Source organism: Kitasatospora sp. GP30 (assembly GCF_029892145.1).
Taxonomy (GTDB): Bacteria; Actinomycetota; Actinomycetes; order Streptomycetales; family Streptomycetaceae; genus Kitasatospora; species Kitasatospora acidiphila.
This window is the reverse complement of sequence record NZ_JARZAH010000023.1, coordinates 1-11,741: the sequence shown is the minus strand read 5'-3', so window position 1 is coordinate 11,741 and position 11,741 is coordinate 1. Positions and strand designations below refer to the sequence as shown.

Genomic DNA, 11,741 nt, shown 5'->3' with positions numbered 1-11,741 from the left:
GCACCGGGCCGGCCGCGGCACGGGACGACGTCACCGATGCGACGCACCGCTTCCCGGCCGGCCCGGCCGCTTCGTCGCCTTGTCCGCCGAACCGGCCTTCGCCTTGCGCACGCCGCCGCGGTAGGTCAGCCAGATCAGCAGCTCGTACAGGGCGAGTAGGGCGGCCGCCGCGGCGAGGCCGATGCCCGCGCCCTGGTTGTCCATGTCGCCCGGCTCGGGTGCGAACCAGCCGGCCGGGTCGACCAGGACCTCCTCGGTGGCGCCGACCTGGGAGGGTCCGTAGCAGGAGTCGCTGCCCAGCTCGGCGTGCGGCAGCGGCTTTCCGTCCACCCGCTGGATCTTGCAGGTGTAGACCAGCCCGTGCTTGCCATGCGAGGTCTGCACCGAGACGACCCGGACGTCGGTGTGCTGCCCCCGGGCGCCCATCATCTCGGCCTGGAACGCCATGCCGGGGAGCGCCAGCACACCGATCCCGACCAGGATCCCGACGAACCCGGGCCACTTGTAGCCGGTGATGAGCATCAGGATCACCGTGCTGATCAGCACGAGCACCCCGAGGATCATCGCGAGCGGTGTCCAGTCCGGATTGGTGGCCAGCAGTGCCAATCCGGCCATCAGCGGCGGGCCGAAGGCCGCCCACCGCGTGACGCGGCGGACGGTACCGGCGGACGGGGCTATCTCGCTTCGAGATGACGTTCTGGGCACGGCCCACAGTGTGGCGAACGGCACTGCCGACGGGAAGGGCGGGGTCCGGAATTCGGAGGGCGGGCCTCCATCGGGTGACACTGTGCCGGTGACATCGCAGATTTTCAGCCACGACGTGCAGCAGACCCTGGACCTGATCGGCATCTTCGTCTTCGCCCTGTCCGGGGGTCTGCTCGCGGTCCGAAAGAACATGGACATCATCGGCATCTGCGTACTCGCCGAGGCCACCGCCCTCGGCGGCGGGGTGATGCGGGACCTGCTGATCGGCGCCGTCCCGCCGGTCGCCTTCACCAACATGGGCTACTTCGTGACCCCGCTGGTGGCCGGCCTGGTGGTCTTCTTCCTGCACCCCGAGGTGGAGCGGATCAACCGCAGCGTGCAGACCCTGGACGCCCTCGGCCTCGGCCTCTTCTGCGTCACCGGCACCGCCAAGGCCCACGACTACGGTCTCGGCTCGGTCCCCTCCATCGCCCTCGGCATGCTGACCGCGGCCGGCGGCGGCGTGATCCGCGACGTCCTCGCCCAGGAGACGCCGTCCCTGCTCCGCTGGGACCGCGAGATCTACGCCGTCCCCGCCCTGGTCGGCGCGACCATGGTGGCCATCCTCATCGCCGCCCACCACCTCACCACCCTCACCGCCACCAGCGCCGCCCTCACCGCGTTCGTACTGCGCATGCTGGCGCTGCGGTACGGCTGGCGGGCGCCGCGGGCTTGGCACCGCAACGGGGCGCGGGTGAGCGAGGAGTAAGGGGCCCGGCTTCCTCCGGTCAGCGGCCGACCGCTGCCGTTCGGTCTGCGAGGAGCAGCGCGAGCGGTCCGCCCTGCAGGAGGAACCGGCCGTCCACCGCTGCGGTGACGGCATCGGCCATCGGCCACCACGTCAGCTTGAAGCCCTCCTCACCGGGCGCGAGTTGCTGTGGCCCGAGGGCCAGGCACCGGGCTTCATAGAGGTGGACGCGGGCGGTGGTGACGGGGGTGATCGCGTAGGACCCGAGAGCGCGCCACTGCTCTGCGGTGATTCCGGCCTCCTCACGCAGCTCACGCCGGGCGCACTCCTCCAGGGTCTCGCCGGCCTCCTGCCGCCCGCCCGGGAGGAACAGGTACTCGCCCTCGTGGAGGGGGAACCAGGCGCTCAGCACTGCGACCAGGTCGTGGTCGTCGCGGGCGACGACCACGCATGCGTCTCGGGTTGGCAGGCGGGTGTCATCGGTCATGAAACGGAGGGTAGATGGACCTAGCGCACGGTGCAGGTGAACGGAACGTTTGTCACCGTCGGGTGGATGATCCCGCGACCGTGGTAGCCGTCCTCGCCGAAGGCGTCGCCGTGGTCGGCACACATGATGACGAGCCAGCGTTTCGTGGCGGTCAAGGTGGCGATGAGGCGGCCGAGATGCGCGTCCGCATAGGCGAGCGCCGCGCATTGCGACTGCCAGGTGTCGGTGCTGCTGCCTAGATAGTGGCCGTGGGGGACGTGGGTGGCGGACACGTTGACGAAGAGGAACAGCGGCCGCTTGTCGTACCGCCGGGCGATGGTGAGGGCGTGGTCGACTTGGTGGCGGGTGGAGTCGATCTCCGGTGAGCAGAATTCGGGGCGCCAGTGATCCTCTTGGAACATGTCGGGCAGGACCGACCCGAGCGGGGTCTCGCGGGAGAAGTAGGTGACTCCGCCGACGCACGCTGTGCGGTAGCCGTGCTGCTGAAGACCGTCGAGGAGGTTCGGGGCGTCGAAGACGAACGTCCGTGGATCGACCTTCTTGAACGCGGGCGGGCGGCACTCCCAAAGGCGGGGCGGCTGGTGGGGCTGCGGGAGCTTGGGGAGGAAGCCGGAGAAGAGCGCCATGTGCGCGGGCAGCGTGAACGTGCCGGGGGTGCGACGCTCCTCCCACTGGCCGCCTGGGAGGATCTCGGCGATGCGCGGGGTCTGTGCGGCATGGAGGGTGGCCCGTGCGACGTCGTACCGCAAGGAGTCCAGCGTGATGAAGAGGATGCTCGTTCCGGAGCGGATGATCTGAGCTGCGTCGATCACAGGTTTCACCCTTCGGCGGCGGCGTAGTACTGGGCGAGGTCGCGGCGGTGCACGATGCGGCCTTTGGCGGTGTCGTTGACCGGGATGGGAACCTTGTCGCGGGCGATGAGGTCGCAGACCCGCTCCAGGCCGGTGCCCGAGGCGATGGGCTCGTTGTTGGCGGTGAACAGGCGGATGCTGATGTACCGCCCGCTCGCGGTGATGGTTGCGCCGGGGACTTGGAGAGTGCGAATGGCGTAGGCGAGAAGGTCGTCCCCGCCTTCGCCGACGAGGGAGACAGTGGCGGCGTAGTGCTGGCAATTGATCGCTCCCCGGCAGAACCTGTCAGCGAACTCCTTTGCCAGTGCGGTGCCGTCGTGAACGAGGGCGACACCGTGTGCGCGGGTGGTGAGAACGAGGCAGGAGCCGACCCACCACGCGACGGCGGGATGGATCTCGTCGGGCACGCGGCCGTGAATGCGGTCGTCGCCGAAAACGACCCCGAGGTCAACGGGATTGAGCACGGCCGGACTCCAAGCGGAGGTGGATCTCCTCGGCGAGTTCCTCCGGGGTACGGCCGTCAGTGGTGATCTGCACACCCGTGGGGTCGCTGGCGGCGAACAGCCGGTACAGCTCCTGCACGTGGGAGAGCAGACTGAGCCTGCGGGTCAGGAAGCGGTCCTGCGGAGCGCGGCGGGGGCGGGTCTCCATCCGGTGGCGGATCTCCTTCTCGGAGGTCTCCAGGTAGACCGTCAGGTCGGGCTTGGGGAGATACGCCAGGTAGGGGCTGAACATGGTGACGACCACATCCAGGTCTAGGTTGCTGACGGCAGCGTGGTTGACGACGACGGAGCCGATCCACCGGTCCGCGATGAGGTTGCCGCTGACGAGTCGGTGGCGGGCGTAGTCAGCGGCGTCCAGGGCCCCGGTGAGGTGGAAGGCGAACTGGGTGAGCGCGCCGCCGTGGTCGTTGACGTAGCCGATGAGCGTGCTGAGCGGCTGCGGGATGACGTGCAGGGTCTCGGCGCCGAGGCGTTCGGCTAGCAGGGCGGTCAGCGTGGACTTCCCGGAGCCGCTGATCCCTTCCAAAGCGAGCAGAGAGCCGTCGCGGCCGGTGAGGGGCGGCTGGTAGCAGGCAGGCAGTTCGTTGGTCACAGGGTTCCCTCCGTGAAGGCCGCCACGTGCTGGGCGACGGCTGCTGTGACGGTGGTGGTCGGAGCGGGACCGGCGAGGGACGTGAGGTCGAGCCGAAGGTCCTCTCGTAGCAGGCAGGGCGCCAGGCCGCCCGCGTGGTCGAGGCGCAGGGCCCAGAACCCTTCGACGCACCTGCGTCGCAGAGGGCAGTTGCCGCACTGCCCGACGTGGTGTCGGCCGAGTTGTCGGTGGATGACCTCGATCTCCAGACCGTCGATGGTGAAGACACGGCGCCCTTGGCCGACTCCGGCGATCTCCACGCGCTCGTCGTGGGTCATCGTCCGCAGCAGCGCAATGAGGTCGTCAGCGGGGACGGATGACGCGCCAGTGGTCGCGTTGAAGTCGGTGTCGACCAGTTCGATGAACTGCACGGGCAGGCGGCGCTCAAGCGCGTATTCAAGGATCGCGGGGATCTCATGCTGGTTCTGCCGCTGTAGCAGGGTGTTCAGCTCCACGCGCTCGAACGCGTCGCGGGTGGCCTCGATGCCGTCGAGGACGGTGGAGATCGGGAGCCGGGTCTGGGCGATCTCGCGGAAGGTGTCGTCGCTGAAGTAGTGCAGCGAGACCTTGATCTTGTCGAGCGCCGTCCGTTGGAGCCACGGCAGGTGGCGGACCAGCAGGATGCCGTTCGTGATGAGGCTGAACGTGACGTCCGGGGCGGCGAATTGGTGCATGCCCTCCAGTACCGGGCGGGCCTTGGCGGACATCAGGGGCTCGCCACCGGTGAAGTAGACGCGTTTCAGCCCAGCGGCGATCAGCGAGCCGATGATCGGAACGAAATGCCCGGCCGACAGGACGCCCGTACGCGGCAGCTGGGAGCGGTCTGCCCTGGTGGTCCCCGGAGGAACATCGCCCTCGTTGTGGCAGAACAGGCAGCCGATGTTGCAGTCAGGCGTGAGCGACACTCGCAGTTGCCCCCGGAGAATCGCGAAGTTGTGCAACGCGGTCATGTCCAGCTTCGATGAGGACTGCGCGCTCGTGACGTTGAGAAGGTTCATCACACACTCCAGGTGGGTGTGGTGGAGCGGGCTGTGTCGTGCTGCATGGGGGGTGCCGACCACCTGCGAGGAGGCCACGCATGGGTGGCCGGCACCGTGGTCCGCCCAGGCCAGTTGCGCCACGGGGAAGGCGACGCCGGGGCGGAGACTGTTGGGTCAGGCGATGGTGGAAGCAGCCTGACGAGAAGTCACGGTCTTTATGCAGAGCCCAGTTCGGCGTCATCGATTGGCTGGGCGAGGGCGGTGGCGTCGCTCTCGATCGTGCTGGTACTAGGCAGAGCGATGGTGGCGTATACGGCCTTCCCGGCCCCATCGGGCCGCCAGCCCCAGGCGAGGGTTTCCGACGCGACCACTGCCAGACCGTAGCCGGACGCCCCATCGTTGTACGGATCGCGGGGCGTGGGCGGGGTCGACGAGCCGTCCGTCACCACGATCGCGACGTTCCCCCGAGGAGTGGGCCACAGGTGGGCGGTGATAGGCCCGGCATCGCCGGCGTGCCGGATGGCGTTGGTGACGAGCTCGGAGACGACCTGCTCGATTGCTGCCACGATCTGGTCGGGCAGTTCCTGTGCGTACCAGGAGCGGACGGCGGCGACCGCGCGACGCCGCGTTGGTCCGACGCCGGCCGCGTCCGGATCGATGGTCCAAGTCTCCCCACGGGCGCCCCACGGCAACGGACGCATGCCCGGCGCCGGTCCGGACGAAAGGTTCTGATGGCTCATTGGTTCGCTCCGGCCGGGGTGGCAGGGTGAGCATGGTCGACGGCGCGGTTGAGGGCTGCGTTGCGCGTGGGCGGGGAGGTGGCTTGGGGCATGACGGGGTCTCCGAGGGAGAGCGGGGGAGGAAGGTCGGCTGTGGTTGCCGAAGCAGCGCTGCGGCGCCCTGCAATGGGGCGAATGACCAGCAGACGACGGCCCATGGCGGTTATCTGCCGGTGCCGTTCGGCCGCGACGTGGCGCGGCCCTAGGTGGGCCGGTGCGGGCACGACGGCACCGTAGGTCCCGGGAAGCAGTAGGACGTCCAGCAATTCAGTGAACGCCGAGTGCGTGCTGCTGCCGGAGTGCTCGCGTTCGGTGAAAGTCCCCGACAGAGTCAGCTCGTGCTGCTGGCAGTACCTCAGCAACGCCGCTTGGAGGGCGGACTGCCGCTGGCTGGCGAGACTGCCAACGACCCGCAGGTAGCCATAGACGACAGGGCCGGGGACGTCGCGGTTTTCGGTCAAGGAGTCCATGATCAGACCATCCAGGGGATCCGGGTGCCGGCGAACGGCTTGCAGCCTTCTGCTGCCGAACGTGACTTCAGCGTGATGGTTCGTCACCAGGTCGCGAAATGACCGGCTGTCGCACTTCCGCTGCACTTCCCCTGCATCGCACGGGTGGAGCGTGCTTCGATGGTTGCGCCCGGAAAGGAGGGCCGACGGTATGGCGAGCGTTCACGAGTGGACAGGGCTGGAAGCCACCGCCTTACGCAAGGCCCTCCGGTTGAGTGTGCGCGCTTTCGCGCAGTGCCTTGGTGTGGCGGAGCGGACGATCTCCAAGTGGGAAGCCCTGGGCGCCGCGACACACCCGCGCCCGGATACCCAGGCGATCCTGGATACCGCACTTGCTCAGGCAGATTCCGCAGTTCATCTGCGCTTCGAAACTGAGCTGTCCGATCGGCTTTCGACCGGCGGTTCCTCCAGAATCGTGCGCACGGGGCCCCGCTTGTGGGAGTACGAGTCCTGGGCGGAGGATATCGAGCGGGCTGTGGTGGCCCTGGGACGCCAGAACTTCGCGGCGGCGGGCAGCCTGCTGGGCAGATGGCTGGCCCGCTGGCCGGCACGGGAGTTGGACGACAAGGGGCTTTACCTGTTCGCCCGTTCGACGACGCTGCTGGGAGATCTGCGGCGGGACCAGGGCAAGCTGCTCGGATCGGCTTCGGCTCATCACTCGTACTCCGCTGCGCGGAGCATCTTCGCCCAACTCCATATTCCCCGCCGGATCGCCCAGATCGAACTGTCTCTCGCGGTGGTCACGGGGATGTCAGGTCAGCATGACGCCGCGGCCAGCCAGTACGAGCGGCTCGCCACGGATGACCGGCTCAGCCGTCGCGACCGGGCAAGGGCGCACCTATGGGTCGGAACGGCGCTCAGTAAGAACGGGAACCACGACTACGCCGCCACGGTGATTCAGGCCGCCAGCCGCGACTTCGAGAACCTGTCAGAGGCTGAGGACTGGTCGGTTGCGCAGCAGAAGCTCGCGCTGGCCCATCGTGGGGCCGGTGACCTGTCGACCGCGCTGCACTTCATCGATGTCGCCCGCGCTACGACTGTGCCCGACTCGCCGATGCAACGGGTCCGGCTAGACACGGCACACGGGCACATCCTGCTGTCGGATCCCGCCACTGCCGGTGATGGGCTGGCCGTTCTCGCGGAGGCTGCCGATCTGGCTGCCAAGTACGGTATGAGTCACCAACTGCAGAGCATCGATGGCATCCGGCGAGGTTACGACCGCCAGCCCGCTCTGCGACACCGGTGATCAAGGAGTACGTGGTGACGGACAACCAGCTTGCGATCACGGATGAACAGTGGCGTGATGCCCAGGCGATCTGGGACTACCACCAGATGCACCACGAGCTCCGGCCGTGCGACGCGGCGATCGGGCTGGGCAGCCACGACTTCGGCGTGCCCGTCCATGCTGCCGAGCTGTACCACCAGGGCCTGTTCCCGACCCTGGTCTTCACCGGCGGGTCCAACCCGACTCACCCCGAGCACTTCCCACGCGGCGAGGCGGTGCACTTCCGCGAGCACGCCCTTGAACTCGGTGTCCCGGACTCGGCGATCCTGCTGGAGCCGAATGCCACGAACACTGGTCAGAACATCAGACTTTCGCGGGAGGTGCTGGCCTCGGCCGGCCGTGGCGTCCGGTCGGTGATGCTGATCGCGATGCCGTACATGGAGCGACGCGCGTTCGCCACCTGCCGCAAGGTGTGGCCGGCCGTCGAGGTGGTTTGTGCCTCGGCGCCGCTGGAGTTCAACGACTACGTGAAGGTCATCGGCAACGAGAAGCACGTCATCGACATGCTCGTCGGGGACATGCAGCGGGTGATCGAGTACCCGAAGCTCGGATTTGCCATTGAGCAGGAGGTTCCGGAGGAAGTGCATGACGCTTACGACCGGCTCTGCCGTGCCGGTTTCGACACACGGCTCATCAAGTCCTGATCTGCTTTTGCCGCTTGCCCAGGCATGTGCGGTCCATCAGCCCAACCTGCTTCCACGGCTGAGCACCCTGGCCAAGCTCTTTGCAGCAGACGTGTGGGTGGTGCTGGACGACGTCCAGTTCGCCCGCCGCGACTTTCAGCACCGTACGCGTCTCGCTGCTCTCGGAGACGCGGAGCACTGGCGGTGGCTGTCCCTGCCGACTCACCTGCCGGGCGGGCGTTCCACCATCGTGAAGGACGCCCGACTCGCCGACCCCGAACCGAGCTCCCGCCGCATGGAGGGCATGATCCACCACGCCTACCGCCGCAGCCCACCCTGGCCCGCGATCGAAGCCGTGCTTGCGCCAGTCCTCGCAACCCTCCGTGAAACGGACCGGACGGCTGTGGTCGCCGAGATCTCCACCCGGGCGCTGCTGGCCGCCCTCGACTGGCAAGGGCAGATCCGCCACAGCTGGGAACTAACAGCCCGCCGCGGGCGCTCCGAGCGCCTTGCCGACCTCGCGGTGGCATCCGGATCGACCAGCTACCTGTGCGGGACCGGCGGCATGCGGTACCTCGACCACACGCCCTTCAGGGCGCAGGGAATCGCGGTGATCCCATTCAGCACGCCACCGGACGACGTATGGGAGCAGGGAAGTCGCGTAACGGCATTGTGGGCGCTGGCAGTGCTCGGCCCTGCGAGCCTGGCATCCATGTTGCGGTCTGCCGCCAGGCTCAACCGGCAAGGCAGAAGGTAGCTGAAGGAGCCCCTGCAGCCCAGCACCCACCCGGCCAGGGCGGACCAGTGCGGTGGGGTCGCGGCAGTGGTCGACGCGGGTCGCCGAGACTCTAGCGGGCCTGGGGGTTCTGGTGGTGGGCCAGGAGCCTGGCGGCCGCTTCGCGCATCGCGCGTTCGGTGGCTTCCCGGTCGATTGGGTGGTCCTCCCAGGTGCTCCAGAGGCCGAGGAACTCCACGATCACGCTCTCGATGTGCGGTGAGCGCTCCAAGTGGCAGGCGCACCAGTAGATTTCGTGGCCGGCCTGGTAGGGCTGGCGAGTGCCTTCGAGTAGCGCCTCGGCCTCCCAGAGCATGAGCCGGCGCCAGGCGTCCTGTCGGCCGGGGATGGGGTGGCCGAGCTCCGTCATCGCCTGGATGAAGAGGTCCTGGGACGCGTCCGAGCGGGAGAGCCCGGCGAGTTCGCGCAGGGCGGGGCTGTCGACGCCGGCGGCGAGGGCCTCGGCCGCGAGCATCGGCAGCTCCTCGGAGGGTTGGTTGGCGAGGGCCAGTCGCACGGCTGCTCTGCGTAGACGATCCACGAGCGGAACCTAATGGCCCGGCCCTCGGTGGGTGACGCCTCAGCCCTGCGTCGCCGCCTTTGCCCCGCAGCGGCTGTCGCACCAGCGGGGCGTGGGGGAGCCGCCGTAGGCCAGGGACACCGCCTCCACCGTGCAGAGCAACTCGGGTAGCAGGCGGTTCAGTTCACCCAGCGGCGCCACCGACGTCGGCACCGAGATGGCGCACGCGGCTATGGCGCGCCCGTCGTTGCCCTTGATCGGGGCGGCCAGGCAGTTGACGCCCGCCGCGTAGTCGGCCTGCTCCAGGGACCAGCCTTGGCGGCGTACGGCGGCGAGGTCGGAGTGCAGGTCGACGGGCAACCGCGCATCCTCCATGACGGTGGCCAGTTGGTCATCCGTCAGGTCGGCCAGTAGGACGCGGCCGGCGGCGGTGGCCGCGGCGGGGGCGCGGCCACCGATCCGGGAGGCTTCGCCGGGCCGGCAGTGCGGTGGGGCGGGGTAGCGCGCGTCCACCTTGTCGACGTAGAGCACCTCGCCGCCGTCCAGCACCGCCAGGTGCACGGTGTGGCCGAAGCGTTCGTTGAGCGAGGCCAGGTACGGCGCGCAGACCTGGCGGACGTCGATGTCCTCCAGGGCGGTGTGGGCCAGCGACAGCAGCCGGCCGCCGAGCCGGTAGCGGTGGTCGGCCTGGCGTTGGACGAAGCCGTGCTCCTCCAGGGTGCGCAGCAGCCGCAGCGCGGTGGACTTGTGCACCCCGATCCGGTTGGCGGCCTGCTCCAGGGAGGCCGGGCCGTCGCCCAGCGAGGTCAGAATGGTCAGCGCTCGGTCCACGGTCTGCGACATCGGGCCCCACCCCCAAACGTGAACACGCCCCAGCCGTCGTGCCGCAGCACGCTAATGGCGCGTTGCATGGCGTGCAATGGCCAAATCGACACTTGGGCAGGGGAGCCCGGCCGCGTTCCGCCTACACTGGTGCCGCCATGCCATACCTCGACCATGCGGCCACCACCCCGATGCTCCCCGAGGCGATCGCCGCGATGACGGCGCACCTCGGCGTCACCGGCAATGCCTCCTCGCTGCACGCGGCCGGCCGCCGGGCCCGCCGGGTGGTCGAGGAGTCCCGCGAGTCGCTGGCCGCCTCGCTGGGCGCCCGGCCGAGCGAGATCGTGCTCACCGGCGGTGGTACCGAATCGGACAACCTCGCTGTCAAGGGCCTCTACTGGGCCCGCCGCGACGCCGACCCGGCGCGCACCCGGGTGCTGTGCAGCCCGGTGGAGCACCACGCGGTGCTGGACGCCGTGGAGTGGCTGGCCGAGCACGAGGGCGCCCGGGTCGAGTACCTGCCGGTGGACGCCCACGGCCGGGTGCACCCGCAGGCGCTGCGCGAGGCGATCGAGAGCGATCCGGCGGCGGTCGCGCTGGTCACCGTGATGTGGGCCAACAACGAGGTCGGCACCGTCCAGCCGATCCGCGAACTGGCCGCCGTGGCACGGGAGTTCGGCATCCCGATGCACGCCGACGCGGTGCAGGCGCTGGGCCAGGTGCCGGTCTCGTTCGCCGACTCGGGGCTGGACGCGCTGACGGTGACCGGCCACAAGATCGGCGGCCCGTACGGGATCGGCGCGCTGGTGCTGTCCCGTGGCGCGGCGCCGGTGCCGCTGCTGCACGGCGGCGGCCAGGAGCGCGACGTACGCTCCGGCACCCTGGACGTGCCCGCCGCGGCCGGCTTCGCGACGGCCGCCGCGCTCGCCGTCGAGCGGCGAGCCGGGCATGTGCTGGAGCTCACCAAGCTCCGTGACGACCTGATCGAGCGGGTGCGGGCGGCGGTGCCGGACGCGATCCTCAACGGCGATCCGGATCCGGCCGGCCGGCTGCCCGCCAACGCGCACTTCTCGTTCCCCGGCTGCGAGGGCGACGCCCTGCTGATGCTGCTGGACGCGGCCGGCATCGAGGTCTCCACCGGCTCGGCCTGCTCCGCCGGGGTGCCGCAGCCCAGCCATGTGCTGCTGGCGATGGGGGCCGAGCCGAAACTGGCCCGCTCCTCGCTGCGGTTCTCGCTCGGGCACACCTCCACGCCGGCGGATGTGGACGCGCTGGCGGCGGCGATCGGCCCGGTGGTCGAGCGGGCCCGCAACGCCGGTCGGCGCTAGCGGACCAGCGGGCCCGAACTGCCGGTCGGCGCCAGCAGGGCAGCGGCCCGCAACGCCGGTTGGCGCTAGCGGACCAGCGGGCCCGAACTGCCGGTCGGCGCCAGCAGGGCAGCGGGCCTGTAACGCCGGTTGGCGCTAGCGGACCAGCGGGCCCGAACTGCCGGTCGGCGCCAGCAGGGCAGCGGGCCTGTAACGCCGGTTGGCGCTAGCGGACCA

The 11,741-nt window shown here is 69.5% G+C and carries 15 protein-coding genes; 6 read left to right on the top strand and 9 right to left on the bottom strand.

Annotated elements, in window-relative coordinates:
* Positions 1 to 30 precede the first annotated feature (30 nt).
* Positions 31 to 705: a hypothetical protein gene (locus tag P3T35_RS26430; RefSeq protein WP_143676901.1), complete on the bottom strand. Its 675-nt coding sequence runs from the start codon at positions 703 to 705 to the stop codon at positions 31 to 33.
* Positions 706 to 793: 88 nt separating this feature from the next.
* On the opposite strand from P3T35_RS26430, the gene P3T35_RS26425 reads away from it, so the two are divergent.
* On the top strand, positions 794 to 1,453 hold the full coding sequence (locus P3T35_RS26425; RefSeq protein ID WP_101385273.1) for a trimeric intracellular cation channel family protein: 660 nt from the start codon (positions 794 to 796) through the stop codon (positions 1,451 to 1,453).
* Positions 1,454 to 1,472: 19 nt separating this feature from the next.
* Here the strand turns inward: P3T35_RS26425 and P3T35_RS26420 are convergent, their stop codons facing one another.
* From P3T35_RS26420 to P3T35_RS26395, 6 genes are all read right to left on the bottom strand, one after another.
* On the bottom strand, positions 1,473 to 1,919 hold the full coding sequence (locus tag P3T35_RS26420) for an NUDIX hydrolase (RefSeq protein WP_101382276.1): 447 nt from the start codon (positions 1,917 to 1,919) through the stop codon (positions 1,473 to 1,475).
* A gap of 20 nt (positions 1,920 to 1,939) precedes the next feature.
* On the bottom strand, positions 1,940 to 2,731 hold the full coding sequence (locus P3T35_RS26415) for an STM4013/SEN3800 family hydrolase (RefSeq protein WP_101382277.1): 792 nt from the start codon (positions 2,729 to 2,731) through the stop codon (positions 1,940 to 1,942).
* Between the two features lie 5 nt (positions 2,732 to 2,736).
* Entirely contained in the window at positions 2,737 to 3,234 is a 498-nt protein-coding gene (locus P3T35_RS26410) for a hypothetical protein (RefSeq protein WP_101382278.1), read from the bottom strand.
* Entirely contained in the window at positions 3,218 to 3,865 is a 648-nt protein-coding gene (locus P3T35_RS26405) for a deoxynucleoside kinase (protein ID WP_101382279.1), read from the bottom strand. The genes P3T35_RS26410 and P3T35_RS26405 overlap by 17 nt, the downstream gene beginning before the upstream one ends.
* On the bottom strand, positions 3,862 to 4,902 hold the full coding sequence (locus P3T35_RS26400; RefSeq protein ID WP_101382280.1) for a radical SAM protein: 1,041 nt from the start codon (positions 4,900 to 4,902) through the stop codon (positions 3,862 to 3,864). The genes P3T35_RS26405 and P3T35_RS26400 overlap by 4 nt, the downstream gene beginning before the upstream one ends.
* 197 nt (positions 4,903 to 5,099) lie before the next feature.
* Entirely contained in the window at positions 5,100 to 5,624 is a 525-nt protein-coding gene (locus tag P3T35_RS26395; protein ID WP_107503362.1) for an ATP-binding protein, read from the bottom strand.
* Between the two features lie 377 nt (positions 5,625 to 6,001).
* Between P3T35_RS26395 and P3T35_RS26390 the strand changes: the two genes are divergently transcribed.
* The 4 genes from P3T35_RS26390 to P3T35_RS26375 all read left to right on the top strand — a co-directional run bounded on the left by P3T35_RS26390 (position 6,002) and on the right by P3T35_RS26375 (position 8,837).
* The gene (locus tag P3T35_RS26390; RefSeq protein ID WP_180356586.1) at positions 6,002 to 6,235 is read left to right on the top strand and encodes a hypothetical protein; all 234 of its coding nucleotides are present in this window, start codon (positions 6,002 to 6,004) and stop codon (positions 6,233 to 6,235) included.
* Positions 6,236 to 6,323: 88 nt separating this feature from the next.
* Positions 6,324 to 7,418, top strand: coding sequence for a hypothetical protein (locus tag P3T35_RS26385; protein ID WP_101382282.1), 1,095 nt, complete (start codon positions 6,324 to 6,326; stop codon positions 7,416 to 7,418).
* 14 nt (positions 7,419 to 7,432) lie between these two features.
* Positions 7,433 to 8,101: a YdcF family protein gene (locus P3T35_RS26380; protein ID WP_101385274.1), complete on the top strand. Its 669-nt coding sequence runs from the start codon at positions 7,433 to 7,435 to the stop codon at positions 8,099 to 8,101.
* On the top strand, positions 8,043 to 8,837 hold the full coding sequence (locus P3T35_RS26375) for a WbqC family protein (RefSeq protein ID WP_101382283.1): 795 nt from the start codon (positions 8,043 to 8,045) through the stop codon (positions 8,835 to 8,837). The genes P3T35_RS26380 and P3T35_RS26375 overlap by 59 nt, the downstream gene beginning before the upstream one ends.
* A 91-nt stretch (positions 8,838 to 8,928) precedes the next feature.
* Here P3T35_RS26375 and P3T35_RS26370 read toward each other — a convergent pair whose 3' ends face one another.
* The gene (locus P3T35_RS26370; protein ID WP_143676903.1) at positions 8,929 to 9,396 is read right to left on the bottom strand and encodes a hypothetical protein; all 468 of its coding nucleotides are present in this window, start codon (positions 9,394 to 9,396) and stop codon (positions 8,929 to 8,931) included.
* A 39-nt stretch (positions 9,397 to 9,435) separates the two neighbouring features.
* A complete protein-coding gene (locus tag P3T35_RS26365; protein WP_101382285.1) occupies positions 9,436 to 10,218 on the bottom strand; it encodes an IclR family transcriptional regulator in 783 nt (260 codons plus the stop codon).
* 137 nt (positions 10,219 to 10,355) lie between these two features.
* Between P3T35_RS26365 and P3T35_RS26360 the strand changes: the two genes are divergently transcribed.
* The gene (locus P3T35_RS26360) at positions 10,356 to 11,525 is read left to right on the top strand and encodes a cysteine desulfurase family protein (protein WP_101382286.1); all 1,170 of its coding nucleotides are present in this window, start codon (positions 10,356 to 10,358) and stop codon (positions 11,523 to 11,525) included.
* The last annotated feature ends 216 nt before the right edge of the window (positions 11,526 to 11,741 follow it).